Genomic DNA, 25,846 nt, shown 5'->3' with positions numbered 1-25,846 from the left:
GTCACAAAATGGGGCAGAACAATCAGCCAAATCACTCCATCACTCATAACAACACCAATCAACGCTGCAGTGAATTAGGTCGCTTCGGCACAGGACCCAACCGGAGTCGGATCTTGGCCGTAAGGCCGCCTCTGGAATGGTTAAACCCTGTCGCAGAGCCCCTCGGTCGGCTCTTGATGCCTGATGATGACCGCGAGCTATGAGGCTAAAGCACGGGCGGAGCCGCCCCAGTTTCGTTCAGGGCGTCCATGACCGACCCAATGTGAAACCCTTTGTGTAAATACGACCATAGATACGGTCAGAGTTCCGGGATTTCTGTGTCGCCTATGCGGTCGACTTGTTAGGTTGGTTCCATCCTGAACAGGAGGGGCTTTCATGCTTTTTATAACGAACAGATTTCCAACCCAAAGTATTCGCACCCGTAAAGGACGTCGCTTCACTTTTGATCTGGACAACAACGCACCTTCGAATTCGGTGTTCTATTGTGAAAAAGGCGAGGATGAACACCACACCGAAATTACCAGCAAAGAGCTCTTGCGGCGGGTGCGCGACAGCGATTGCCGTCAGATCCTGTTATACTTGCACGGGTTCAACAACCTGCCCGACGATGTGTTTCAAACAACGGCCGAGCTTCAGCGTCTGTGCGATCAGGCCAAACCCGGTGAAGTGATGGTGTTGCCTCTGATCTGGCCCAGCGACGCCAAGCAGGGGATCGTTCAGAAATACTGGGATGACCAGAAATCCGCGGACCAAAGCGGCTTTTCCTTTGCGCGGGTGCTGGAGCGTTTCCTGGAATGGCGCAACAGTGAGGATAACGAGCCCGAATCTGCCCCCTGCCTGAAACGGATCAACCTGCTGGCGCATTCGATGGGCAATCGGGTTTTGCGCCAGACGTTGATGGAATGGGATCGGTATGATCTGGCGTCGGGCGTGCCGCTGTTGTTTCGCAACACGTTCATGGTTGCCGCAGATGTCGTCAATGAAACCGTGCATGAACATGAGCCCGGTGTGCTGGTCAGCCATGCGTCGCGGAATGTGGTTGTTTATTTCGCATCCGACGATCTCGCGCTGCGGGCCAGCAAGGCAGCAAACCTCAAGAACAAAGTGGCGTCTCGCCGTTTGGGTCATACGGGGCCAGAGAATATCGATCGAACGCCGCATAACATATTTCAGGTCGACTGTGACGATATCAATACGGCCTATGACACCCCCACCGGCCACAAGTATTTTGGTCCGGTTTCGCCGGGCGGCGAGGCAGGCCTGGTGTTCCGGCATATTTTTCAATGCGTCCAATCCGGGCGCGTTTTCCCGGATGATCCGCATCAGCGCTCGGTCATTCTGCGCTGAATCGGGTGTTCGCGATATGTCGGCTTTTCAAATTTGATCGGAAATCCAAATAGTTCACAATCTGGTGTTGCAACCTTCAGAATGATCTGGATGATCAGCACTACCAAGACCGACAAAACCGGTCTGCCGTTCCACGGAACGGTACTAACGAAAAAACGGGGAGATTATAATGATCCTGAAGAACTTGATGATCGCTGCCAGTGCGACCGCATTGATGGCGGGTGCCGCATCGGCGGAAACGCTGCGATGGGCACGTGCTGGTGACGCGCTGACGCTGGATCCGCACTCGCAAAACGAAGGCCCGTCACACACAATACGGCACCAGATGTACGAGCCGCTGATCATTCGCGACGTAACAGGCGCGTTTGAACCTGCGCTGGCGACCGAGTGGGGGCCCAAGGCGGATGACCCGAATGTTTGGGTCTTCAAACTGCGCGAAGGCGTGAAATTCCATGATGGCGCGGACTTCAACGCCGAAGACGTGGTGTTCAGCTTTGAGCGGGCCAAGCAGCCGAATTCGGACATGAAAGAGCTGATCGGCTCGATCACCGAAGTGCGCGCGGTGGACGATTACACCGTCGAGATCGTCACCGATGGTCCGAACCCGATCCTGCCGTCGAACCTGACCAACCTGTTCATTCTGGACAAAGGCTGGGCCGAGGCAAACAACACTGTCAATGTGCAGGATTTCGAGGGTGGCGAGATCACCTTTGCCACCACCAACGCCAACGGTACGGGGCCTTATGTCCTTCAAAGCCGCGAGCCTGACGTCAAAACCGTGATGGTGCGCAACGACAACTATTGGGGCATCGACCAGTTCCCCATGGAAGTGACCGAAATCGTCTATACCCCAATCCAGAACGCTGCGACCCGCGTGGCGGCGATGCTGTCGGGTGAGGTGAACTTCCTGCAGGATATGCCGGTTCAAGACATTGACCGCGTCAATGGCGCCGATGGCCTGATGGTCAAGCAAGCACCACAGAACCGTGTGATCTTCTTTGGCATGAACCAGGGTGCGGACGATATCGAAGCAGACAACGTAGACGGCAAGAATCCTCTGGCCGATGTGCGTGTGCGTCAGGCGATGTCGATGGCGATCAACCGTGATGCGATCAAGCAGGTCGTTATGCGCGGCCAGTCGCAGCCTGCGGGCATGATCGCACCGCCTTTCGTGAACGGCTGGACCGAAGCGATGGACGGCGAATCCGCCACTAATCTGGAAAAAGCCAAGGAACTGATGGCAGAGGCAGGTTATGCCGATGGCTTCTCGCTCCGGTTGGACTGCCCGAATGATCGATACATCAACGATGAAGGGATCTGTCAGGCGGCCGTTGGGATGTTGGGCCAGATCGGCGTGACCGTGAATCTGGACGCAAAGCCCAAGGCGCAGCACTTCCCGCTGATCACCGACGGCAAGACTGACTTCTACATGCTGGGTTGGGGTGTTCCGACATATGACTCGGAATACATTTTCAACTTCCTTGTCCACGGTCGCGAAGACGACATCGGCACATGGAACGGAACCGGCTATCAGGACGACGCGCTGGACACGAAGATCAAGTCGCTCGCTTCGAACACTGACCTGGACGCCCGGAATGCCGACATCGCCGACATCTGGCGTGTGGTGCAAGACGAAGCGCTTTACATCCCCATTCATCACCAGGTTCTGAACTGGGGCATGGCTGACGGTGTCGGCATCGAAGTGGATGCCGAAGACCAGCCCAAGGTCAAATACTTCACCATTAAATAAGTCAAAACCATTGACGATCAGACAGGGCGCGATTTTCGCGCCCTGTTTTTTGTTGTGATCTGAGATTTCCTTGCGCATGCGGCAAAAACCAAGAAAACTCGACCACAGAAACAGGGAGACATAACAATGATCCTCAGGAACAGCGCCATTGGCATTGCGATGCTGGCTGCCACCAGTGTTCAGGCCGCAGATTTCAAATGGGCCTCCACCACGGACCCGCAAACCATGGACCCGCACGCGGTCAATTCGGCTCCGGTTCTGGGATTTCTTAACAACGTCTACGAAGGACTGGTCCGCCGCGACAAGGACATGAGCGTTCAGCCTGCCCTGGCCGTCAGCTGGGAACCGATTGGAGAGGGCGACGGCTGGCGCTTCAAGCTGCGTGAGGGCGTGACCTTTCACGACGGCAGTACCTTTGACGCGCAGGACGTTTTGTTCAGCTATCAACGCGCCTCGGGCGAGGCCGCGGATACGCGTAGCTGGTTTGCGCCCATCAGTGAAGTCATCGTCGTTGACGATTATACCGTAGACTTCATGACGACCGCGCCGAACCCGTTGTTTCCATCCTCGATTGCCAACTGGATGATCATGGATCAGGGCTGGACCGAAGCCAATGATGCCGCCGTTCCGGACAAAGAGGCCGGAAATTTTGCGACCATCAACGCCAATGGCACCGGGGCATTCAAGGTCACCGAGCGTGAGCCGGGTCTGAAAACAGTACTGGAACCCCACGAAGGTTGGTGGGGGGACGTTGAACACAACATCACCCGCGCCGAATTTAACCCGATCCAGAACCCCGCAACCGCCGTTGCCGCGCTGTTGTCGGGTGATGTGGATATGATCAACCCGGTGCCAATCCAGGACGTCGCGCGCCTGCAAGAAGACAGTGATGTCGAAGTCATCAAGGGGATCGAGGCCCGCGTAATCATGCTGGGCTTTGATCATGAAGCCGAGACGCTGAAATACACAGACGATGAAGGCAAGCCCAACCCGTTCCGCGATCCACGCGTGCGCAAGGCGGTGGCACAGGCCGTGAATGTCGATGCCATTCTGGCCACCATCATGCGCGGCAATGCCGAAGCGGCCTCGCAATTGGTGAGCCCAGCCATGAGCGGCTATTCTGCGGCCCATGCCGAACGTCCCGCATTTGACGTTGAGGGTGCCAAGGCTCTGCTGGCCGAGGCAGGATACGCGGATGGATTCTCATTTGGACTGAAATGCCCCAATGACCGCTATCTGAACGACGAAGCGGTGTGTCAAGCCGTAGTCAGCATGCTGGCCAAGATCGGGATCACGGCCGAGCTGGAAGCGATGCCCGTGCGCAACTACTGGCCCGAACTGCGCGAGGATAACTATGACATGTATCTGCTGGGTTGGAGCCCCGGAACGTTTGACGCGGAACACCCAGTCCGGTTCCTAGTCGCGACGCCAAACGAAGAGAAAAAGCTGGGCAGCTGGAATTTCGGCGGCTTCTCGAACGCACGCGTGGATGAACTGCTGCCTGCCATCCAATCCGAGCTGGATGAGACTAAGCGTCAGGCCATGCTGGACGAAGTGGCTAAGATCATTCAGGACGAACAGGTCTATGTGCCCATGTATGTGCAGCCACTGGTCTGGGGCACGCGCAGTAATGTCGAGCTGACACAGCGCCCCGACAACTTCTTTTTGCTGCGCTGGGTGACCGTGAACTGAAGACGTTTTAGCATTGGATTGGCGAGGGCCGGTTCGGCACCGCCAATCCGCATCGTACCCTGCATAAAACCGATGACGCAGGAAATAAGGATCGCTCTGATACCATCCCGTTAGCGATACCTTGACCATTTAGCCGACCCGTGCATAGAGAAGCGGATCAATGGGGAAAGTGAATGTTCGCATATATCGTCCGAAGGATGCTCCAATCCGTGATCGTACTGCTGGTCGTGGGTCTGGTTGCATTTTCTATGTTCCGGTTTGTCGGCGATCCGATCGACAACATGCTGGGTCAGGAGCGTACGCAAGCCGATATCGACCGGCTGCGGGCTGAACTGGGGCTGGATCAGCCGTTTCCGGTTCAGTACTACAAGTTCCTGAAAAATGCCGTTCAAGGCAATTTCGGTGTGTCCTATCGTCAGGGACGTCCTGTCTCGACCATCATAGCCGAGCGCGCGCCGGCCACACTGGAACTGGCTTTTGTTTCCGGCTTTCTGGCAATCACCATGGGGATTGCGCTGGGGGTGTTCACAGCCATTCGACGACAAGGGATTGCTGCGAATGTCATCATGACCGTTTCCCTGATCGGGGTGTCCCTGCCGACCTTCCTGATCGGGATCTTATTGATCTACATTTTCTCGGTTGAATTAGACCTCTTACCCAGCTTCGGGAGGGGCGAGACCGTTATGATTGGCAACTGGTCCACCGGCTTCTTGACGACTTCTGGCCTCAAGGCGCTGATCCTACCCGCGATTACGCTGGGTCTGTATCAGATGACCCTGATCATGCGCCTGGTCCGGTCGGAAATGCTTGAGGTGTTGCGCGCCGATTATGTCCGGTTTGCACGCGCTCGCGGTTTGTCGGACCGGGTGATCAACTTCCGCCACGCGCTAAAGAACACTATGGTTCCCGTGATCACGATCACCGGTCTGCAGCTGGGCTCGATCATCGCGTTCGCCATCATCACCGAGACGGTGTTCCAGTGGCCTGGCGTTGGCCTGCTGTTCATCAACGCGATCCAGTTTGTCGATATCCCTGTCATGGCCGCTTATCTGATGTTGATTTCGGTCATGTTCGTTTCGATCAACCTGATCGTCGATCTTCTTTATTATGCCATTGACCCGCGCCTGCGTGTCGACGCGAGGGCCACATGACCGATACCATCGAAACCCCGACCGCCCCCACCAAATCGCGATTTGCCAAGTTCTGGGACAGCGATTTTGCGTGGTCCTTCCGGCATTCTCCGGTTGCCTTGATCGCCTCACTGGTGGTGCTGATCCTTTTGCTGGCCGCCGTTTTTGCCCCGGTCATCGCACCTTATAATCCGTTTGATCCGGCATCGCTGAACCTGATGAACGGCTTTACGCCGCCGGGCACGCCCAATGCCTTTACGCAGGAAACCTTCTTTTTGGGGACCGACGATCAGGGACGCGACGTATTCTCGACCATTCTATATGGCATGCGCATCTCATTGTTTGTCGGCGTGTCAGCGGTGATGCTGGCGCTGATCATAGGTGTCATCCTTGGGCTGGTTGCGGCGTATTTTGGCGGTTGGGTCGAAACGCTCATCATGCGGATTGCCGATGTGCAGCTGACCTTCCCGGCCATTCTGGTCGCGATGCTCATCTTTGGTATCGCCAAGGGCGTCACGCCTCCCGAATACCGCAACGAAATGGCGATTTATGTTCTGATCATCGCAATTGCCCTGTCTGATTGGGTGCAATTTGCGCGGGTCGTACGCGGCGCTGCGCTGGTGGAAAAGAACAAGGAATACGTACAGGCCGCCCGTCTGATCGGGCGCGGGCCAATTCCGATCATGTTCCGCCATATTCTGCCCAATGTCCTCAGCCCGGTTCTGGTTATTGCCACGATCTCGCTGGCGCTGGCGATTATTGCCGAGGCAACGCTCAGCTTTCTGGGCGTGGGTGCACCGCCGACCCAGCCGTCGCTGGGAACACTGATCCGTATCGGGCAGGGCTTCCTGTTCTCGGGTGAGTGGTGGATCCTCTTCTTCCCGGCCTGCACCCTTCTGGCGCTGGCCTTGTCTGTCAACCTGCTGGGCGACTGGCTGCGCGACGCGCTGAACCCCAAGCTGCGGTGATTTCATGAGCCTTCTGACGATCAACGACCTGACGGTCGAATTCCCGACGCGCCGCCAACTGTTTACCGCCGTGGACCACGTGGACCTGTCCGTTGAACCGGGCGAGATCCACGGTCTGGTAGGCGAATCCGGTGCGGGCAAATCCACAATCGGAGCGGCCATCATGGGTCTGCTGGATCGCCCCGGCCGGATTGCCAGCGGCACCATCAAACTGAGCGGTGACCAGATCAGCGGCCTGGATGCCGTCGCGATGCGTGGCCTGCGCGGCAAGAAGATTTCGATGATCTTCCAGGATCCTCTGACCTCGCTGAATCCGCTGTTCACCGTGCGCGAACAGCTGACCGAGACGATCCAGGCCCATCTGGGCGGAACGGATGCCGAGGCGAACCAGCGTGCCCGTGATCTGATCGACCGGGTGGGCATTCCTGACCCGGACACTCGGTTGGACCAATATCCGCACCAGTTCTCGGGCGGGATGCGGCAGCGTGTGGTCATCGCTCTTGCGCTGTGCACCGAGCCGGACGTGATTATCGCGGATGAACCGACCACGGCGCTGGACGTGTCCGTTCAGGCGCAGATTCTGGACCTGATCAAAGAGCTGGCGCTGGAACGGCAGGTTGGCGTTATCCTGATCACTCACGACATGGGCGTGATCGCGGATACCACGGACAAGGTGACGGTCATGTATGCGGGCAAGGTGGTGGAAACCGGCCCGACGTCTCAGGTCATGGGTCAGCCCACGCACGAATACACCAAGTCACTGATCGCCGCCGTTCCGCGCCCGACTCTGAAGCTGCACCGCTTTCCGCAGATCAGTTATGGTGGGCGTGAGACCCGTTTTGCCATCGAGGATATGGCCCGACACTGGCCCAAGGTGGACAACGACACCAGCAAACCGGTGTTCGAAATTCGCAATCTGACCAAGAAGTTCCTGCAGCGCAAAGGCCTGCTGCCGTGGGACCGCACTTATTTCACCGCCGTTGACGACGTAAGCTTCGACATTCGTGCGGGTGAGGTGTTCGGGGTCGTGGGTGAATCCGGCTCTGGCAAGTCTACCATCGCGCGGATGATCGCGGGGCTGTACCCGGTTGATGGCGGTACGATCACCTTTGAGGGGCAGGTGGTCAGTGATCTGACCAACAGGGCCGCTTTGGATGCCTATCGCAAGAACATCCAGATGATCTTCCAGGACCCTTATTCGTCGCTGAACCCCCGGATGCGGGTCGACGATATCGTGGCCGAACCGATCCGCCATCATAAGCTGATGGAAGGGTCCGACATCAAGCGCCGCGTGGACGAGCTTTTGGATCAGGTCGGGCTGGGCCATGAGGCCGGGCTGAAATACCCGCACGAATTCTCGGGCGGTCAGCGACAGCGGATCTCGATTGCCCGCGCGCTGGCAACGCAGCCGCGGTTCCTGATCTGTGACGAACCGACCAGCGCCCTGGACGTGTCAATTCAGGCGCAAATCCTGAACATCCTGAAAGATTTGCAGGAACATCTGGGCCTGACGCTGCTGTTTATCAGCCACGACCTGCCGGTGGTGCGTCAGATGTGTGATCGGGTGGCCGTGATGAAGCAGGGCAAGGTGGTTGAACTTCAAGAAACCAACGAACTCTTCGCCAACCCGCAGACCGAATATTCAAACGAGCTGCTGCGGTTAATGCCGAAACTGGACGATCTGTCGACGGACGGGCTAGAGGCCGAGATCTAATTCCAAAAACCCAATTGCCTGTCACGCGGGCAATTGGGTGTGCATATACATTAAAATATTCAAACTTTGCAGACTCATCCGGGTCTGTTGTGCTACGTCTGTCTTTGGAGTTGGGGGCTTCAGAGGGGCGAAATGTCTCAGGACCTTAGGGACTGGCTAAGCGCACTTGGATTATCTGACTACGCGCAGGCCTTTTTGGATAACAAAATTGATTTTGGAATTTTACCCGATTTGACGGGTGAAGACCTGATCGAAATCGGAGTCACTGCTGTCGGCGACCGCCGGCGGCTTTTGCGCGCGATTGCCGAGCTTGAGACGTTCGAAACCGCCCCGCCATTTCAGCCTGAGGAATCGCTGGAGCCTGCGAAGCGCCAGGTGACAGTCATGTTCGCCGATCTGACCGGTTTTACCCGGTTGACCAGCGAACTGGATGCCGAAGACATGCACGCGCTGCTCAACGCGTTTTTCACCAGGGTGGACAAGGTCGTCGAAAAATACGGTGGCCGGATCGACAAGCATATTGGCGATGCGGTCATGGCAGTGTTCGGCGCGCCGATCTCGCACACGAACGATACCGAACGGGCCGCGCGGGCCGCGCTGGAAATTCACACGGTTCTGCCCGGCCTGAACCCTCCGCTGACCTGCCATATCGGGATTGCATCAGGGCAGGTGATTGCCAGTACGACAGGCAGTCAGGCCCATACGGAATACACTGTGACAGGTGATGGTGTGAACCTGGCCTCGCGCATCACGGACATGGCGGCGCCGGGGGAAACTTTGGTTTCACATGACATTCAGCGTGCGTTGGGGCCGCTTTTTGTCGGTGAATCGATGGGCGAAAAGGCGATCAAAGGTCTTGGTGATCCGGTTGAGCTGTGGCGGCTGGACCGGATGGCGCGCAACATCCGGTCGCGCAGGCATCGCTTTGTGGGCCGCGAGCGAGAGCTGTCCCTGTTTTCGGCAACGTTCGATCGATGCCAGCGGCACGGTAAGGGTGAAGTCCATATCGTACTGGGCGAGCCGGGCATCGGCAAAACCCACCTGTCGGAACAGGTGGCTGAGCTGGCCGACGGCCTGTCCTATTCCGTCCACAATGGCGTGGTCATGGATTTCGGCGCGCGCGAGGGGCATTCAGCTATCCAATCCGTGACACGCAGTATTCTGGGGCTGGAGCCGACGGATGATACGGAAACCTGTGCATCTGTCGCGAAGGATGCAATTAGCAAGGGTTGGGTAACAGCGGCGAATGCCGCGCATCTGAATGCGCTGCTTGAGCTTGAACAAGACCCCGGTCTGGCCGAGGTCTATGCGGTGATGGACAATGCAACCCGTCTGCGGGGGCGGCGTCAGGTCATCGACGACCTGATTTCGGCCCGCAGCCAGGAAACGCCTTTGTTGATCCATATCGAGGATATCCACTGGGCTTCACCCGAGATCCTGACAGCTTGCGCCCATATCGCGGCGATGACACGTAATCTGCCCTGCGTGTTGCTAATGACCAGCCGCGTGGAAGGCGATCCGATCGACCGCGAATGGCAACTTGCGACGGATGGTGCCCTGATATCCAAGCTGGAACTGGCGCCGATGGGGGACGAACAAGCCCGACAACTGGTCGAAGAGTTCACCGGGATCGATCCTGAACTGTTAGACGCCTGCGTGAAACGCGCCGGGGGCAATCCGCTGTTTCTTGAGCAGTTATTGCGCAATATCGATGTGCTGAAACAGGAATCCGTTCCCGGCAGCATTCAGGGCATTGTTCAGTCCCGTCTGGATTCGCTGGACCGGACCAGTCGGACGTCGATTCAAGCGGCATCCGTGCTGGGGCAGAGGTTCTCGCCCGAAGTTTTGAATTTTGTTCTGGGTGAAGGGCATCTGGATACCTCGACCCTGATCCGCTCCGCCCTGATCCGCGAGGCTGAGGCCGATCTGATGTTTGCTCATGCGCTGATCCGCGACGGATCTTATGCAACTTTGGTGAAATCAGAACGCGCGCGTCTGCATCGTCAGGCCGCGAGTTGGTTTGAGGACCGTGACGCCACCCTGCGGGCAAAGCATCTGGATCGCGCGGGTGCAACCCATGCGGCCCAGGCTTATCTGGAAGCCGCGGACAAGCTGATACAGGTTTTTCAGTTCGACGATGCCAGCCCGCTGATCGAACGGGGGCTGGAACTGCCAGCACCCGCAGGGGTTCGCTTTGATCTGTTCTGCGCCCGGGGTGAGACGCACCGGTTGCAAGGCCTGTCCAATGATGCCCTGCGTGAATTCAAAGAGGCCGCAGAACTGGCCGAAACGGATGAACAAATCTGCCGTGCACAAATCGGCCTGGCGCAGGCTGCGCGGCAGGCCAGCCTGTATCAGGAAGCACTGGAAAGTCTGGATATTGCCGAGGCAGCCGCAGAACGCTGCGGGTCTGACCGCGACATTGCCCAGATCAACTATGTGCGCGGCAATGTATACTTCCCGCTGGGGCAGGTGACAAAGGCGCTTGAGAGCAATGAAAAGGCTCTAACACTGGCCAGAAAGCTTGAATCCGCACGACTTGAAGTTGGCGCGCTCAGTGGATTTGGCGACGCCAATTTCATGAATGCCACGATGCAGACCGCAACGGGGTTCTACACGCAGGCAGTCGAACGAGCGCGGGAAAAGGGTTTGGTCCGTGATTTGGCCGCGAACCTGCACAATCTGAGCGTCGCGCGTAGCTATACCGGCGAAATAGCGCAAGGAAAGCTGGATGCGCAGGAAGCCATTGAGGTGTCACAGAAGTATTTTGCCTTTGTTCCGGAATGCGTTGCGCAGACCTGTTTGGGCGTTGCGCACACCTTTTTAGGAGAAATAGATCAGGCGCTGGACGCCTTCACCCTGTCTGCCGAGATCGCAAACCGTGTTGGTGCAAAACGCCTCGAGGCGCAGGCGCTTGAACATCTTGCCCGCACACACGTCTATGCCGGGCAGCTGGAACAGGCGCGCGAAACCGGTCGCCGCGCGGTCGACATTGCCCTTGAGCACGGTCGGAATTTTGTCGGACCAAAAGCGCTGTCAGCTTTGGCCATGGCCGAAGAGGACCCAACTGCGCAGGATGAAAACCTAAAGCTTGGCGAGAAGATCATCGCCGAAGGCTGTGTTGGCCATAGCCACCTGCATTTCTATACGGACGCCGCTGCCGTCATGCTGGCGCGCAAGCAGTGGGACGAGGCCACACGGTACGCAGATGCCCTGGCCGATTTCACAGCGGATGAGCCCTTGCCGATGGTCGATCTGTCGATCCTGCAGGCTCGAACACTGGCTGAATGTGGGGGTTGGGGCATTCCTTTGACGGCACACGAGGGTTTCGATGAATTGAAGGCGCGGTTTCAGAACCTGGGCATCAAACAATCGCTGGTCGGGCCGCTGGACTAATCAGGTGAGGGGCTGAATGAGCATAGAAAAGAAAGTCTGGCTGATCTCGGGTTTTGTTACTCTGGGTCTGGCCGTTGTTCTGTTCAAACTCTGGATTGAACTGAACCATTTCGACGAGGACCCGACGCAACTGCCAGATCAGGCGTCGGTCGACGCTTACTTGCAAGACCTTCCAAATTTGCCAAGCTATCAGGTCAAAACTGGCATATTTATCAAATCCTTCAGTTTTACCGGTGCCAGTGATGTGCATGTCAGCGGCTATATCTGGCAGCATTATGAAGACGGTGTGCATGACGCCATCAAACCAGCCGAAGGCGAAGTGGGGTTCATCCTGCCGGAAGCTGCCGAGGCAGCGAGTGGCCTGATTGAAGAAGCCTACAGGATAGATCAGGGCGGGTCCGAGTTGATCGGCTGGTATTTTGAACAGACCTTGCGCCAGGTCTTTGACTATACCAGTTATCCGTTTGACCACAAAACCGTCTGGGTCCGTTTCTGGCCGGGCGAGTTTGACGTAAATGTGGCTCTAATCCCTGACTTTTCGGCCTATCCGGCCACGGGGCCGAACGATATCTTTGGCATCGACAACCGGATCGTCATGGGAACGTGGGAGCGTGAAAACACCTATTTCGACTACCGGCTGTCCGATCTGGATACGACCCTTGGCATCGGCAAGAACGAATATCAGACCAACCTGCCTGAGCTGCACTATAATTTCGTCATCAAACGGAACTTTGCGAATGCTTTTATCGTCCACATGATCCCCCTGATTGTTGTGACGATGCTGCTGTTCGGGGCCGTCATGACGGTCACGCGACGCCCCAATCTGGTGGAACGGCACGATTTCAGTACGTCCAGTGTTATCGGCACCTGCTCGGTCCTGTTTTTCGTGATCCTGCTGGCGCATGTACAACTGCGCGAAGGGTTTGCCGGATCGCCCGTGATCTACATGGAATCGTTCTTTTTCCTGATGTATTTCCTGCTGCTGGCAGTGTCGGTAAACACCTACTTCTTTGCAGCCGAGGCCGTGCCGTCCCTGTGGTTCATCCACTATAAAGACAACTTGATTCCCAAGGCCTGTTTCTGGCCCTTTGTCCTGTCGTGCATGGTGATCATCACGGCCTATAACCTCAGCCTCAAGGACAGCCCCAAGGATGAGGTCGGGATACAGGTTCAAAACTAGGCGGTTGGCTGCCACCCGGGTTTTAATGTGCCTGTGGCCATGTCCAGCGTGTATTCCCCGACCACCCCGGCTGCGCCCTTCTCCAACTGATCCAGATACTTGGTGGGCTGCGCGATCACATAGGCATATGCTGGTTTCATTACGCCCTCGATCAGCACGTTGATCCGCTTACGGACGTAGACGTTCTCGGGTGATCCGGGTCCGTGAAAACCTTCGAGCTTGTCGAGTTCTTTCATACCGGACGAAGTCACCCGATACACCTCTCCGTGGATCGGTTTGCCACGGCCTTTCTGGTCGACCAGCGTGGCCATCCGATGCAGGTAACCACAATTCGGATTGTCGCAATGCGGCTCATGCGGCACGATCAGGGGCATTCGCTGTCGGGTCACGGCCTTGCCAACGAAATCATCCAGCACGTCTGTGTGGGCCTCATGGTTCGGGAAGCCTTTCTTCAACGAGCCATAGGTGAAGTAGAGATAGGTACGTTCACGGTCATCTACGACATCGTCTTCGCTCTCTTCCTCGATCTCTGCAAGTGTGTGGCTGTTGGCCCAGTCATCCAGCATGGCCAGCACTTCATTCGAGATTTTGGCTTCATTGACGTCCTCGGCGTTTTTGGGGCTTTGCAGGAAGTGGATGCACGAACTTGCGTCAATGCCATCTGCGGCCAACAGTGTTTTGACCATATCAACCGAGTTGTTCATCACCGCCACGTGCAGGCTGGTAAACCCATGGTCGTTGGTCGCATTCACGTTGATGCCGCGCCGTATCAGCTCTTGCGCGGCCTCAATGTCAGGTTTGCCCAAGCCCTTTCCGTTTTCATGCAACTCACCTTCGCCGCCAGCTGCGTAATGCAACAGCGTATCGCCATTGTGCTCATCCACGATGTCGATCCCGGCCATCCCGTTTTCAATCGCGTCGAAAACACGGTGCCATTGCGCGAACTCATCCGAAGCTGCGGCCTCTTGCGCCCATTTGCAGATGTTGTGTTCCTGATCGGCTAGTTCTTCGAACGCTTCGTCCAGAACTTCCATGATCTGGTCCGGGGTGGCCATCATACCGATCCCCATCATGCCGTTCGACAGCCGCCCTTTGCGGGGACCGACCAGATCAACACCCAGATCGCGCAGCTTTTCGACATTCCTTTGGGTTGTGACGTTGTTCCACATGTTGGTGTTACACGCCGGGCAAAGGATCGCCGGTTTGTTCCGGTACTGCCAGGCGACAAAGACCGAGGTCAAAAGGTTGTCGGCAATCCCATTGGCGATCTTGCCCATTGTATTGCAGGTCACGGGCGCCACGATCACGCAATCGGCCCAATCACACAACGCAAGGTGCGAGGCGCGCAGCGGCATGCCAAACTTGGTGTAGCGGAAGTTCCATTCGTCGTCGTCGCGGTAATAGTCATTGTGAGAGATATAGTCCTCGACCTTCTCGGGCTCATATCCCCTTTCAATCTCGACGCCCTTTTCGATCTCTATATCGCGAAAGAACCTTTCAGCGGACACTGAAGGGATCAGTTTCACATTGTGGCCGGCATCGGTGATTTTCTTCACCAGTTGCGGCACCTTGTCCGCCGCCGATGATCCGCAAGCACACAGCAATACGTTGCGCTTTTCGCTGGGGGCATCTGTCAGCCCACCCTTGGGGTACCCAAAGATGTTCTTGTCCAGGCTGGGGGATTCATGACGCAGCAGAACCGGCAACCCGGCCTTTTCCACGTCCTTCTGAAATTCACCTTTCAGGATACTGTCCACGATGTCGTTTCGCCGACCCAGACAAACGCCATTGAAAAACAGATACGGAACGGTTTCCTTACCGGTTCGGGCGATCAGTTGCCGGCGCATTTTCATAACATTTGCACCATGCCCCTCGACATCAATCAGCTTGATGTCGGTGATGCCGATATTGGCCAGGATACTGCGCAGCATGTAGGACCAGGGGTCTTCATCCGCATAAAACAGAACAAGTGGGTTGTTTTTGACGATCTGGTCTACGTCGCTGGGGTCTTCGGGTGGGTCCTGTTTTTCGATCACGAGCAAGGCCGGGTCCTTGAGGTCCCGAAGGCCGCGGAACAAATGCCCGCGCGGTGCCTGCCATACCTGTGAGGTCGCGGGACTCATGTCCACAACCGTCACCATATCGGTTGCCTCTTTATAAGCGATACACAGGCACCAGAACTCCTCCAACAGGGCCGTTTCACGGAACGCATTCTTAGGGGGGCGTATGACCTCAGACCCCAGGACTTTGTTGAAATCGATATTGATCATCAGATGACGAAGATCTTTGTGTTCGTTCAGACTTTGCAATTGGTGGTGGAACCAGTCTTCGGGTGAACTGACGTTTTTGTCCGAACGTTTGGCGTAGCTGCGGAAAGTGCTGCCCAGATGCACGTCCGGTTCCTGACTGAGGTAGCGCTGCGCCATCGCGTGCATTTCCCGGGCTGTCGACACACGGCTAAGCGCTTCGGCCAAATCGGTTTGCGTTGCTCTCAGCAGTTTGTCTTCGTCAACCTGTTCATCCCCAAGGATGGCCAGGCTTTCGGCAAGAACGCCCATCGAATTCATGTTCGGGCTGGCCCGTCGGAACAGGTTGCGCCGCTTTTTGGGGTCCTTGGCCAAGTATTGCGTACTGTCGACATAATTGCAGTCCTGCTTCAGGGTTTGCAGGTATGTTTTGACAGCGTCTAGCGCCGAAAACCGCAGCATCCCCCGTGATCGCATCGATGTTCCATCGCGGTCGGTCATCCCGGCCCACAGTCGATCAATGGTTGTCACCCATAGCTTGCCGTACTTTTCCGGGTGAACGTCCATCATATGCACAAGGCCGGTGCTTGGGTTGCACTTTGCGATAATGGCAAAATGGCCGCCCGGCATGTTCTCCTTGCCATGTGCGACACCGACTTGAAAGTTCGCCACAAGAATATCGTTCTTTCCACCCAGCCGATTGGATTCGTCTATTGCCTCAAGCAGCAGATCCACGGATGTCGTGGCCTCATCCATGAAATAGGCCTGCACCTGAATGACATCGCGCAGGTCCTGAGTATGGATGAATGTGCAGGCAACATCGAAAAGTTCGCCCAGCGATATTCCGTCGTTTACGACAAACGAGGTCGGTAAGCCGCATTCGCGAAAGATGTCGTTGACTTCGTAGCTGAATCCAAGCGCCGACATGCTAAGGGCTGCAGCGGTCACGCTGCAGCAATTGATCGGCTGTTGATAGTTCTTCAGATGCACACTGACCAGATCGCCAAACAGCGTATCTTCACAGGCATCTTTAATCTTTTCCGGGATTGCCTTCCATTGGTGTTTGGGCAGATAGGCCAATCGGGTGCCCGGAGTGGCAAGCGCCTGAAGACTGACGGGAATGTCCTCGATTTCGAGATGTTCTTCGTAAAAATAGTCCCCGGTGTCTGCGGTCGCGAGAACCGCTTTGTCCTGCCGGAGCTGAACCATGCCGCCAAGGACCACAAACATACCTTCAGAGGGCAGGACCATCTCTTCGGATACTTCGTAGAACTCGAATTTCGAATGAATGACTGATAGATCCTTAGATGGCAGAACCTCGTCTATCAGGTTCAGATCGTCTTGGGATGGATTGAATGATTGAGAGCTTTCAATTGGATCTTTAGGCACGTCTTGTCCCCCCTGAACTTCGCCGTGAAAATTGTCAAAGACCCAACGCAGAAGCTTGTTTTTGGGTCAGGCACCCATCGGTCATACGGAATAGAAAACCGGCCTGACGTAATTTCCCGCGCTGGGCGGACCGATTGAACATATTGATATGCGCGAACAAAAGGGTCCAATTGAGCGTACTGTATAATATCTGAATATAAAAATCACTGGCGTTGTTGATTGGGCCAATTGCGTTGCAGCCATAGGGTGATCATGTCGTTCATCGTGCCGCCGAGCGCGGAAGCTCGCACCGGTGGTACGACGAATTGACAAAAATCTTGTCAATATGACAAGCATAACCACGATTTCGTCAAGATTGCCCCTGCGTTTCGGACAGAAGCGGCCTCATACTTTCAAAAACGAAAGAGGAGGCGCGTTTTGAGCTGGAACATTTGTGTCATCGGAGCAGGCAAGATCGGTCAGATGATCGCGACCTTGCTGAAGTCATCGGCCAATTACTCGGTCACAGTCGCCGACCGCGATTTGGCTGCGTTATCAGCATTGAACAAGCAGGGCATTTCGACCCGGCAAATCGATGTGAGCGACGAAGCGCAACTGACCGAAAGCCTGGGTGGGTTCGATGCCGTAATCTCCGCGGCCCCGTTCTTTCTGACGCCGAAGATTGCCAAAGCGGCCCAGGCCGCTGGTGCACATTGCTTTGACCTGACCGAAGATGTCGCGGCGACCAATGCCGTGCGTGACTTGGCACAAGGCAGTGAAACGGCATTCATGCCGCAATGTGGTCTGGCACCGGGTTTTGTCGGTATCGCGGGGGCATCGCTGGCGGCGGAATTCGATGAAATCGACAGCCTGCATATGCGGGTGGGGGCGCTGCCGCTCTATCCGACCAACGCGCTAAAATACAATCTGACCTGGTCCACCGACGGGTTGATCAACGAATACTGCAACCCTTGCGATGCCATTGTGAATGGTGAACGGGTTAAGACCGCTCCGCTGGAAGACTACGAGCTTCTTGGTCATGACGGGGTGGAATACGAATGCTTCAACACGTCCGGTGGCTTGGGCACCTTGCCCGAAACACTGGACGGCAAAGCGCGGGCGGTGTCTTACCGTTCGATCCGGTATCCGGGCCATTGCGATATCCTGAAATTGCTTCTCAAAGACCTGGGTCTGGAACACCGCCGCGATCTTTTGAAGGACATTTTTGAGACCGCCCTGCCGCGCACCGATCAGGATGTGGTGCTGGTCTATTGCACCGCAAAAGGCATGATCGACGGCGCGCTACGCGAGAAATCCCTGATCAACAAGAGCTTTGCCCGCACCATCAACGGACAGGTCTGGAGCGCTATACAGGTCACCACGGCCGCAGGCGTTCTAGGCGTCGTCGATCTAATGCGGACAGGTGCTTTGCCTGCGAAAGGGTTTGTCCGGCAGGAACAGGTGAATCTGTCCGATTTCCTGAACACCGAATTTGGCCGGCTCTATCGCGCCGGCGACGTAACCGAACAGAACAAGGCGGCCTGAGATATGAAAGACATCGTGATGACAGCCCAAACAACCCTCGCCAATCTGGATCTGACCGAGGCCGAACTGACCGGCGGCACGCTCAAAGTGACGTCTCCAATTGATGGCAGCGTGTTGGCCGACGTGCATGAGACACCCGTTGCCGACATGGACGCCATCTTTGCCCGTTCTAAAACGGCGTTCAAAGAATGGCGGACAGTACCGGCCCCACGCCGGGGCGAGCTGATCCGCCTGTTGGGAGAGGAACTGCGCGCTGCCAAGGACGATCTGGGTGCTTTGGTGAGCTGGGAAGCCGGTAAGATCACATCCGAAGGCTTGGGCGAAGTGCAGGAGATGATCGACATCTGTGACTTTGCGGTCGGTCTTTCGCGTCAATTGTATGGTCTGACCATTGCGTCAGAACGTCCGGGTCACCGGATGATGGAGACGTGGCATCCGGCAGGCCCGGTCGGGGTGATCTCGGCCTTCAACTTCCCGGTAGCGGTTTGGTCGTGGAATGCGGCACTGGCGCTGGTTTGCGGTGATCCGGTGATCTGGAAGCCGTCCGAGAAATCGCCGCTGACCGCGATGGCCTGCCAGAAAATCTTTGAACGCGCGCTGGCCCGGTTTGGCGATGCGCCGGACAACCTGCTGCAAACCCTGATCGGTGGTGCGGCGCTGGGCGAGGCCTTGGTCGCAAGCGAAGACGTTCCGGTTATTTCGGCCACCGGGTCCACCCGTATGGGGCGCGCCGTGGCACCTATCGTAGCACAGCGTTTTGGCAAGTGCATTCTGGAGCTGGGCGGCAACAATGCAATGATCGTTGGTCCTTCGGCCGATCTGGAAATGGCTGTCCGTGCGGTTGTGTTCTCGGCCGTAGGTACGGCCGGTCAGCGCTGTACCACACTGCGCCGCCTGATCGTACATAACTCGATCCGCGAAGAACTGGTGGGCCGTCTGAAAAAAGCCTATGCGGGATTGCCCATCGGCAACCCACTGGTCGAAGGCACGTTGATTGGCCCGTTGGTAGACGAAGCCTCGGGCGCGGCCATGACCGCAGCGCTTGAGGCTGCCAAGGCCGAAGGTGGAACCGTGCACGGTGGTCGTCGCGTGACCGAGGGTGTGCCTGCGGGTGTCTATATGGAACCGGCCATTGTCGAAATGCCAGGCCAGACGGCGGTTGTGAAAACCGAAACCTTTGCGCCGATCCTGTACGTCATGGGCTATGACGGTTTTGATGACGCGATTGAGCTGCAGAATGACGTCCCGCAAGGCCTGTCCTCTTGCGTGTTCACCCTGAATATGCGCGAGGCCGAGCAGTTCCTGACAGCAGCCGGGTCGGATTGCGGTATCGCCAACATCAATATCGGCCCGTCGGGTGCCGAGATCGGTGGAGCCTTCGGTGGTGAGAAGGAAACTGGCGGCGGGCGCGAAAGCGGCTCGGACGCGTGGAAAGCCTACATGCGTCGTCAGACGAATACGGTGAACTACTCGGCTGAGCTGCCTTTGGCGCAGGGCGTCAAATTCGATATCTGAACCAATTATCCAGCGGCGCTTCGGCGCGCCGCTGGACGATCCGCGTTAATCCGCAAAAAGATAGTCAAGGCTCATGATGGCTTGCGCCTTGTCCAGCGACACGCCCAGAAACTCGGCAATCGCGGTCTCATTCTCAATATTTGAGTTGGTCTCGCGGATACGCAGGTATCCGTCGAACTCTGCCTCGCGGATCAATTCGGATTCGTGCACCAGTGAACTGCGCAGTGCTGGGATTAGACGGGCCACGGATTCCCGAGGACTGCTTTCTCCGGCCAACCCCACGCGGCGGGCGTGGCCGATCAGATAATCGTCGGAGTACTCGCACTCGATTTCCAGAACATGGCTGCGGGCCTGAACCGAGCAGAAATCCTGAATGATATCCAGATCTGCGGGATCCACGCACAAGACCAGCTTGTTGGAATCAAAGCTTTCAAACAGCATGCGCGCCACCGCGCGCCGGTGCCGCGTGCGCTTGGCCAGAGACGATTCAATGCCGCCCAGATCAGGCAAAGAAGTGTCTTCTTCGTTGAACAGGTATTCCACGCAGGGAATGTCGGTTTCCGAGACGATCTGATCCACCAACCTCTTGGCAACATGCCATTTCTTACTCACGATCAGAAACACTTCGCGCTCGGGGCCCAGTGAATTGCCCGCCTCCCAGAACCGTAGCGCATAGCGCCGCCCCACCCGGCCACGCCCGGTCAGAAAGCTGTACAGGTTGCGGCCTTCGTCCGAGATGTGAAAGGTCATCCCTTCGGTTGCGTACATCTGTCCCAGCCTGTCCTTCAGCTCATGGGCTTCGGGGCTGATCTTGCGGGCGAACAGGTAATCTTGCGATAGAAGCAAGTCATAGTGATCGTTGTAGAACGTCACCGGCATGCCATAATCCGAGAACATCAGAAATGTGGGCGTGCGGTTGTCGATCTCAGTCTTGGGGATCAGATGGCGCACCAACGTCTGAAAAAAGGTCTCGTCCGGAATCCAGGTGGTCGAGAAAAACCGTTTCACATCCGGGCGCTTTTGCAGAAAATCCAGGATCATTTCGATGGTCCTGCGGCGCAGGCACCACCATTGGCTGCCGATCATTATCTGAACATCTGACGGAATCTCGCGCGTCAAACCAAACCGTTTTTGCAGATTGTACGACCCGTAAAACAGCTTGGCCTGTGTGCGTTCGTTGAAATAGTGCCGATAGATCAGCCGGTCCTCGACCATGCCGGTCTTGATCCAGTTGCTTTCCAGGAAATCATGGCTTTCGACGAAATCAACGTCGTGCTGGTTCAGAAAGTCGTGGATGTATTCAGCCGATTTGATCGGCATGCAGTCACCTGACACCATATAGAAATGAGTGGCGCGGGGAAACGCATCCACAGCGGCCTGCAGGGCGTTCAGCGTGGCCTGAACCAGTGACCAAGCCCCCCAGCCGCATTTGATGCGCTTGCTGGCAAACGTGACATTGGGGTTGTCTTTCAAAGCCTCGCGAATGCGTTCGAAAGCGGCGGCACTGGCCCGCGCGTCAAAGTGGATCGCCATGCAATCCCCGGCTGCGGTCAGTTGCTCGGCCTGCGCGATGATTGCGTCAGGGTCTTTGTGACAAAGCAATATGTAGGCAATTCTTGCCATATTGGCCTATTGTTTTCCGTTTCTGCCCGTTTCCAACCGTGATACTGAGGATGAGCGATTGAATAAATAGAATATTTTTGGTTTTTTGGTTTCAAATGCTGGCGCGTCAATTTTGAGACCAGATCAGCAAAGGAGGCACAGCAGATGGGTTTTCCCGGTACATGGATGACCGAAAGCGAAAGCATGGTTTACCGTGTGGTGCCGAAATGCGCCTGTTCGACCATTGGTCAGATCATGTTTTATTCGGATCACGGGCAGTTTTTTGACGGTGATATCCATGACGCGAAGGACGGAATGCACAAATGGGCCTTCGGTCCAAGTCAGGATCAGATCTCGGGAAATGTCCGCAATCACAAGTCCTTGGCCTTTACTTGCGTACGCAATCCCTACACCCGAATTCTAAGCTCGTTCTTCGACAAGATCTGCGGCATTCAGCGCAACGGCAAGCGGTATCGGGGCAATCTGGTGCCCACGCTTATCTATAACTACGGGATCGAAGTTGGCGGAGACGATGGCAAGGGTGAGTTCGATCAGATCGCCAGCTTCCGCCGGTTCCTGCTGTTTGCACGTGATACGATCCGCTGGCGGCGGCCGATGGACCCTGACATTCACTGGTCGGCCATGTCCGGCCATGTCTCGACCTTCATCGTGAATGGTGGGCAGTACGATCAGATTTTCTGGACTGAGCAGTTCAATGAAGGAATGCAAAGTGTCCTTGATCGGTTAGAGACACCGCACGCTGTGAATTTGTCCGAAATCCCGCGATTTAATGAATCCGAAGGCCACGGGCCGAAACGTGCGCATCCGGTCGAGGATTATTTCGACGATCTGTCGATGCATCTGGTCTACGAAATCTACAAACACGATTTCGATTTGTTCAAATACGATTTTGAAAACCCGGGCAACAAGATGCCAATCGGTGAGATTGATCTGGACGAAGTTCACGCCAAACTGGGCGACTAGGCGAACGAGTCAGCGATTGATCAGGCACTCTTTCAGGCCAGACGGGAACAGCTCTGGGCCGCCGGTATCCAGAGCATCCAGACTGAACCATCCTGCTGTCCAGCTCAGGCCATTGTCTTCGGTGAATGAAATCGGCGCGTCAGGCCAGTTCAAAAGCTCGGGGCACTGAATCTCGGCCACAAAGATGATCTCATGCCCCTGATGCCCTTCATGCTGGTACAGGTTCTCGATCACCAGCGGTTGCCCTCTGACTTCAACCGTCACATCGAGTTCTTCCCGGAACTCACGTTTCAGCGCGTCATGCCATGTTTCGCCGAATTCGACCGATCCGCCCAACGGGCGAACACCCTTGATGTGGCCGTCGTCATTTGGGACTTCAGCAGCAAGAAGGCGGTCCCCCCGCCAATGCAAGCCGATGGCTTTGACACGGATACCGTTATGCGGGCGCCAGAATGTCATGTTTCTCACCGATTGTGCTATGGATGTCGTTGAATACAAAGGAAAAAAGTCTCGCCAACGAACTAGCGAGACCTTTGAAGTTATTGCAGTTTGGGTGGTTTGGAAACCGCTTCGTCAGACTTGGCGCACGGCACCTTTCGCGGCACTTGTCGCCAGCTTGGCATAGGCCTTGAGCGCGGTGGATACCTTGCGCTTGCGCGGTGCGGCGGGCACCCATCCCTTTTCGTCCTGCTCTTCACGGCGGGCAGCCAGTTCTTCGTCGGACACGGCCAGATGAATGGTCCGGTTGGGGATGTCGATCTCGATCTTGTCGCCTTGCTTGACCAGCCCGATTTCGCCACCCTCGGCGGCCTCAGGTGAAACGTGGCCAATCGACAGGCCCGAGGTGCCACCCGAGAAACGCCCATCGGTCAGCAGGGCGCAGGCTTTGCCCAGACCTTTGGATTTCAAGTAAGACGTCGGATAGAGCATTTCCTGCATCCCCGGGCCGCCGCGCGGGCCTTCGTAGCGGATCACCACCACGTCGCCCTCTTTGACCTTGCCGGTAAGGATGTCGTTCACGGCCTGATCCTGGCTTTCGCAGACATAGGCAGAGCCGGTGAACGTCAGGCTGTTGGGATCAACGCCTGCCGTTTTCACGATACAGCCTTCGCGCGCGATGTTGCCGAACAGGACCGCCAGACCGCCATCCTGACTGAACGCGTGTTCCTTGGATCGGATTACACCGCCTTCGCGGTCGGTATCCAGTTCCTTGTACCGGTTCGACTGGCTGAATGCCTGCGTCGTGCGCACACCGCCGGGCGCGGCCTTGAACAGGTCCTGCGCTGCGGGGTTGTTGGCGACCTTGATGTCCCAATTGGCAATCGCTTCGCCCATGGTCGCCGAATGCACGGTGCTGCAATCTTCGTGCAGCAGTCCCGCGCGGCTGAGTTCACCGAGGATCGAGAAGATGCCACCGGCGCGGTGCACGTCCTCCATATGAACATTCTCAGTATTGGGCGCGACCTTGCACAGACACGGCACCTGACGGCTCAGGCGGTCCATATCGGTCATGGTGAAATGCACTTCACCCTCATGTGCGATGGCCAGCAGGTGCAACACCGTGTTGGTCGAACCGCCCATGGCGATATCCAGGCTCATCGCGTTTTCAAAGGCGTCGAACGTGGCGATTTCGCGCGGAAGGAAGCCTTTTTCGTCCAGATCGTAGTGGCGTTTGGTGATTTCCACGATCCGGCGACCTGCCTCAAGGAACAGCTCTTTGCGGTCCGCATGGGTGGCCAGGGTCGAGCCATTGCCCGGCAGCGCCAGCCCCAGAGCCTCGGCCAGACAGTTCATCGAGTTTGCGGTGAACATACCGGAACATGAGCCACAGGTTGGGCAGGCGTTCTCTTCGATGTGCTGGACCTGTTCGTCGGTGAACCTGTCGTCTGCGGCGGCGACCATTGCATCCACAAGGTCGATCTTTTTGGCGTCCAGATCGGCGATGTCGATCTTGCCGGCCTCCATCGGCCCGCCCGAGACAAAGATCGCCGGGATGTTCAGGCGCATCGCGGCCATCAGCATGCCGGGGGTGATCTTGTCGCAGTTCGAAATGCAGACCATCGCATCAGCACAGTGGGCGTTGACCATGTATTCGACCGAATCCGCGATCACTTCGCGCGAGGGCAGAGAATACAGCATTCCGTCGTGGCCCATGGCGATACCATCATCGACCGCGATGGTGTTGAACTCTTTCGCAACGCCGCCAGCGGCCTCAACCTCGCGCGCGACCATCTGGCCCAGATCTTTCAGGTGTACGTGGCCCGGCACGAACTGGGTAAACGAATTAACGATAGCGATGATAGGTTTGCCGAAATCGTCGTCACCCATTCCGGTGGCGCGCCACAGGCCGCGGGCACCGGCCATATTGCGGCCATGGGTAGAGGTTCTGGATCGGTACATTGGCATGATGCTGTTTCCCTATTACCCAAGCTGCGATATTGGGTGTGTACGTTATAGCGCACGTATCATATGTACGTTATAACGCACAAGACAAATCGCAAGGCCTGGGTATGGAATCGGACGAACTAACACTCAAACTCAGGGATGTTCGCGCAGCGTCAGGGCTGAGCCTGTCCAAAGTGGCCGAACTTACCGGGGTTAGCAAAGCCATGCTGGGTCAGATTGAACGCGGCGAATCAAGCCCGACGATCGCGACCTTGTGGAAGATCGCAAAAGGTTTCCAACTTCCGTTAAGTGCTTTGATCGGCACCGCTGCGATGCGCGACACAAAGGATACCGGCGTATTTAGCACAGTAACTTTCCCGGGCAGCATCGAGGTAAAGATTGTCTTCCCCTTTGATCCCGCGTTGGGCGCCGAAACATTTCACGTAGATCTGTCGCCGAATCAAAGTCATGAATCACCCGCCCATGCAGCCGGCGTGACCGAAGAGGTTTTTGTACTGAACGGAACACTGGACGTCCTGCGCAATGGAAACTGGGTTCCACTACAAGCCGGTCAGGGGTTGCGGTTCGCAGCTGACGTGCCGCACGGGTACCGCGCCGGTGATCGTGGGGCGGCATTCCTCAACATGCATCACTATTCGCAACCAATTGAGTTTCCAGAGCAGGACCGAACACTTCAATGACCGCATTTTTTGACAGCCTGACCTTCGTGGATGCCATCGGTTCATTCGGGGCATTGATTGTAGTTGCGGCTTATTTTGCCACCCAGATGCGAATGATGAACTCGGATGACCTTGCTTTTCCGATGGTGAACTTGATCGGCTCGATTCTGATCGTGTTTTCGTTGATGCAGAACTTCAATCTGGCGTCGATGCTGATCGAAGGGTTCTGGATTATAATCAGCGTCATCGGGATTATTCAGTATTTTCGCCTGCGTCGGGTGCGGTAAATCCAGAACGACTTGGGCGCTAGCGTTATCCAGCCTTGAACCAGCATCCCACCAAGT

General features: G+C 56.4%; 17 protein-coding genes. 13 read left to right on the top strand and 4 right to left on the bottom strand.

The features are described from left to right. The first annotated feature begins 375 nt into the window (after window positions 1-375). From AC2FLJ_RS11830 to AC2FLJ_RS11795, 8 genes are all read left to right on the top strand, one after another. Entirely contained in the window at window positions 376-1,347 is a 972-nt protein-coding gene (locus tag AC2FLJ_RS11830; RefSeq protein ID WP_108861693.1) for an alpha/beta hydrolase, read from the top strand. A gap of 169 nt (window positions 1,348-1,516) precedes the next feature. Further along, complete coding sequence (locus AC2FLJ_RS11825; RefSeq protein ID WP_282120968.1) at window positions 1,517-3,097, top strand: ABC transporter substrate-binding protein; 1,581 nt, start codon at window positions 1,517-1,519, stop codon at window positions 3,095-3,097. Between the two features lie 126 nt (window positions 3,098-3,223). Then, a complete protein-coding gene (locus tag AC2FLJ_RS11820) occupies window positions 3,224-4,789 on the top strand; it encodes an ABC transporter substrate-binding protein (RefSeq protein WP_496699666.1) in 1,566 nt (521 codons plus the stop codon). Window positions 4,790-4,962: 173 nt separating this feature from the next. Continuing rightward, window positions 4,963-5,940 carry an ABC transporter permease gene (locus tag AC2FLJ_RS11815; RefSeq protein WP_058273052.1) on the top strand — a complete coding sequence of 326 codons (978 nt, stop codon included), beginning with the start codon at window positions 4,963-4,965 and terminating at the stop codon, window positions 5,938-5,940. Further along, window positions 5,937-6,887, top strand: coding sequence for an ABC transporter permease (locus tag AC2FLJ_RS11810; RefSeq protein WP_058273051.1), 951 nt, complete (start codon window positions 5,937-5,939; stop codon window positions 6,885-6,887). The genes AC2FLJ_RS11815 and AC2FLJ_RS11810 overlap by 4 nt, the downstream gene beginning before the upstream one ends. Before the next feature lie 4 nt (window positions 6,888-6,891). After that, window positions 6,892-8,601, top strand: coding sequence for an ABC transporter ATP-binding protein (locus AC2FLJ_RS11805; protein ID WP_282120966.1), 1,710 nt, complete (start codon window positions 6,892-6,894; stop codon window positions 8,599-8,601). Window positions 8,602-8,733: 132 nt separating this feature from the next. Beyond that, a complete protein-coding gene (locus AC2FLJ_RS11800; protein WP_496705938.1) occupies window positions 8,734-11,997 on the top strand; it encodes an adenylate/guanylate cyclase domain-containing protein in 3,264 nt (1,087 codons plus the stop codon). 16 nt (window positions 11,998-12,013) lie between these two features. Then, on the top strand, window positions 12,014-13,177 hold the full coding sequence (locus AC2FLJ_RS11795; protein WP_496705936.1) for a hypothetical protein: 1,164 nt from the start codon (window positions 12,014-12,016) through the stop codon (window positions 13,175-13,177). Here AC2FLJ_RS11795 and AC2FLJ_RS11790 read toward each other — a convergent pair. Then, window positions 13,174-16,812, bottom strand: coding sequence for a flavoprotein (locus AC2FLJ_RS11790; protein ID WP_496699662.1), 3,639 nt, complete (start codon window positions 16,810-16,812; stop codon window positions 13,174-13,176). The two genes, AC2FLJ_RS11795 and AC2FLJ_RS11790, sit on opposite strands and share 4 nt — an antisense overlap. A 417-nt stretch (window positions 16,813-17,229) precedes the next feature. On the opposite strand from AC2FLJ_RS11790, the gene AC2FLJ_RS11785 reads away from it, so the two are divergent. Together AC2FLJ_RS11785 and amaB are read left to right on the top strand one after the other, a co-directional pair. Next, window positions 17,230-18,336: a saccharopine dehydrogenase family protein gene (locus tag AC2FLJ_RS11785; RefSeq protein ID WP_496705934.1), complete on the top strand. Its 1,107-nt coding sequence runs from the start codon at window positions 17,230-17,232 to the stop codon at window positions 18,334-18,336. A gap of 18 nt (window positions 18,337-18,354) precedes the next feature. After that, window positions 18,355-19,851, top strand: a complete 1,497-nt coding sequence (amaB, locus tag AC2FLJ_RS11780; RefSeq protein WP_496705932.1) for an L-piperidine-6-carboxylate dehydrogenase — start codon at window positions 18,355-18,357, stop codon at window positions 19,849-19,851. Between the two features lie 45 nt (window positions 19,852-19,896). Here amaB and AC2FLJ_RS11775 read toward each other — a convergent pair whose 3' ends face one another. Next, entirely contained in the window at window positions 19,897-21,474 is a 1,578-nt protein-coding gene (locus tag AC2FLJ_RS11775) for a DUF5928 domain-containing protein (RefSeq protein ID WP_058276565.1), read from the bottom strand. Between the two features lie 144 nt (window positions 21,475-21,618). Between AC2FLJ_RS11775 and AC2FLJ_RS11770 the strand changes: the two genes are divergently transcribed. Next, window positions 21,619-22,437 carry a sulfotransferase family protein gene (locus tag AC2FLJ_RS11770; protein ID WP_496705930.1) on the top strand — a complete coding sequence of 273 codons (819 nt, stop codon included), beginning with the start codon at window positions 21,619-21,621 and terminating at the stop codon, window positions 22,435-22,437. A 9-nt stretch (window positions 22,438-22,446) separates the two neighbouring features. On the opposite strand, the gene AC2FLJ_RS11765 is transcribed toward AC2FLJ_RS11770, so the two are convergent. Both AC2FLJ_RS11765 and ilvD read right to left on the bottom strand, forming a co-directional pair. Beyond that, window positions 22,447-22,896 (bottom strand): NUDIX hydrolase, encoded by a 450-nt coding sequence (locus tag AC2FLJ_RS11765; RefSeq protein ID WP_496705928.1) that lies wholly within the window; start codon window positions 22,894-22,896, stop codon window positions 22,447-22,449. Window positions 22,897-23,010: 114 nt separating this feature from the next. Beyond that, window positions 23,011-24,843, bottom strand: coding sequence for a dihydroxy-acid dehydratase (ilvD, locus tag AC2FLJ_RS11760; protein WP_108861683.1), 1,833 nt, complete (start codon window positions 24,841-24,843; stop codon window positions 23,011-23,013). A gap of 104 nt (window positions 24,844-24,947) precedes the next feature. Between ilvD and AC2FLJ_RS11755 the strand changes: the two genes are divergently transcribed. Together AC2FLJ_RS11755 and AC2FLJ_RS11750 are read left to right on the top strand one after the other, a co-directional pair. After that, window positions 24,948-25,523 (top strand): helix-turn-helix domain-containing protein, encoded by a 576-nt coding sequence (locus AC2FLJ_RS11755; RefSeq protein ID WP_472722419.1) that lies wholly within the window; start codon window positions 24,948-24,950, stop codon window positions 25,521-25,523. Further along, complete coding sequence (locus AC2FLJ_RS11750; RefSeq protein ID WP_282120956.1) at window positions 25,520-25,789, top strand: CBU_0592 family membrane protein; 270 nt, start codon at window positions 25,520-25,522, stop codon at window positions 25,787-25,789. The genes AC2FLJ_RS11755 and AC2FLJ_RS11750 overlap by 4 nt, the downstream gene beginning before the upstream one ends. The last annotated feature ends 57 nt before the right edge of the window (window positions 25,790-25,846 follow it).

This window comes from Ruegeria sp. CDSA034, assembly GCF_059612275.1.
The sequence above is the reverse complement of the archived record's forward strand: the minus strand, read 5'-3'. Positions and strand labels throughout refer to the sequence as shown.

Excerpts from the sequence above, each read along its gene's own strand:
- AC2FLJ_RS11820 (WP_496699666.1), top strand. The coding sequence starts at position 3,224 with ATGATCCTCAGGAACAGCGCCATTGGCATTGCGATGCTGGCTGCCACC.
- amaB (WP_496705932.1), top strand. The coding sequence starts at position 18,355 with ATGACAGCCCAAACAACCCTCGCCAATCTGGATCTGACCGAGGCCGAA.
- AC2FLJ_RS11750 (WP_282120956.1), top strand. The coding sequence starts at position 25,520 with ATGACCGCATTTTTTGACAGCCTGACCTTCGTGGATGCCATCGGTTCA.
- AC2FLJ_RS11825 (WP_282120968.1), top strand. The coding sequence starts at position 1,517 with ATGATCCTGAAGAACTTGATGATCGCTGCCAGTGCGACCGCATTGATG.
- AC2FLJ_RS11795 (WP_496705936.1), top strand. The coding sequence starts at position 12,014 with ATGAGCATAGAAAAGAAAGTCTGGCTGATCTCGGGTTTTGTTACTCTG.
- AC2FLJ_RS11755 (WP_472722419.1), top strand. The coding sequence starts at position 24,948 with ATGGAATCGGACGAACTAACACTCAAACTCAGGGATGTTCGCGCAGCG.
- AC2FLJ_RS11830 (WP_108861693.1), top strand. The coding sequence starts at position 376 with ATGCTTTTTATAACGAACAGATTTCCAACCCAAAGTATTCGCACCCGT.
- AC2FLJ_RS11815 (WP_058273052.1), top strand. The coding sequence starts at position 4,963 with ATGTTCGCATATATCGTCCGAAGGATGCTCCAATCCGTGATCGTACTG.
- AC2FLJ_RS11765 (WP_496705928.1), bottom strand. The coding sequence starts at position 22,896 with ATGACATTCTGGCGCCCGCATAACGGTATCCGTGTCAAAGCCATCGGC.
- AC2FLJ_RS11770 (WP_496705930.1), top strand. The coding sequence starts at position 21,619 with ATGGGTTTTCCCGGTACATGGATGACCGAAAGCGAAAGCATGGTTTAC.
- AC2FLJ_RS11800 (WP_496705938.1), top strand. The coding sequence starts at position 8,734 with ATGTCTCAGGACCTTAGGGACTGGCTAAGCGCACTTGGATTATCTGAC.
- AC2FLJ_RS11775 (WP_058276565.1), bottom strand. The coding sequence starts at position 21,474 with ATGGCAAGAATTGCCTACATATTGCTTTGTCACAAAGACCCTGACGCA.
- ilvD (WP_108861683.1), bottom strand. The coding sequence starts at position 24,843 with ATGCCAATGTACCGATCCAGAACCTCTACCCATGGCCGCAATATGGCC.
- AC2FLJ_RS11810 (WP_058273051.1), top strand. The coding sequence starts at position 5,937 with ATGACCGATACCATCGAAACCCCGACCGCCCCCACCAAATCGCGATTT.
- AC2FLJ_RS11805 (WP_282120966.1), top strand. The coding sequence starts at position 6,892 with ATGAGCCTTCTGACGATCAACGACCTGACGGTCGAATTCCCGACGCGC.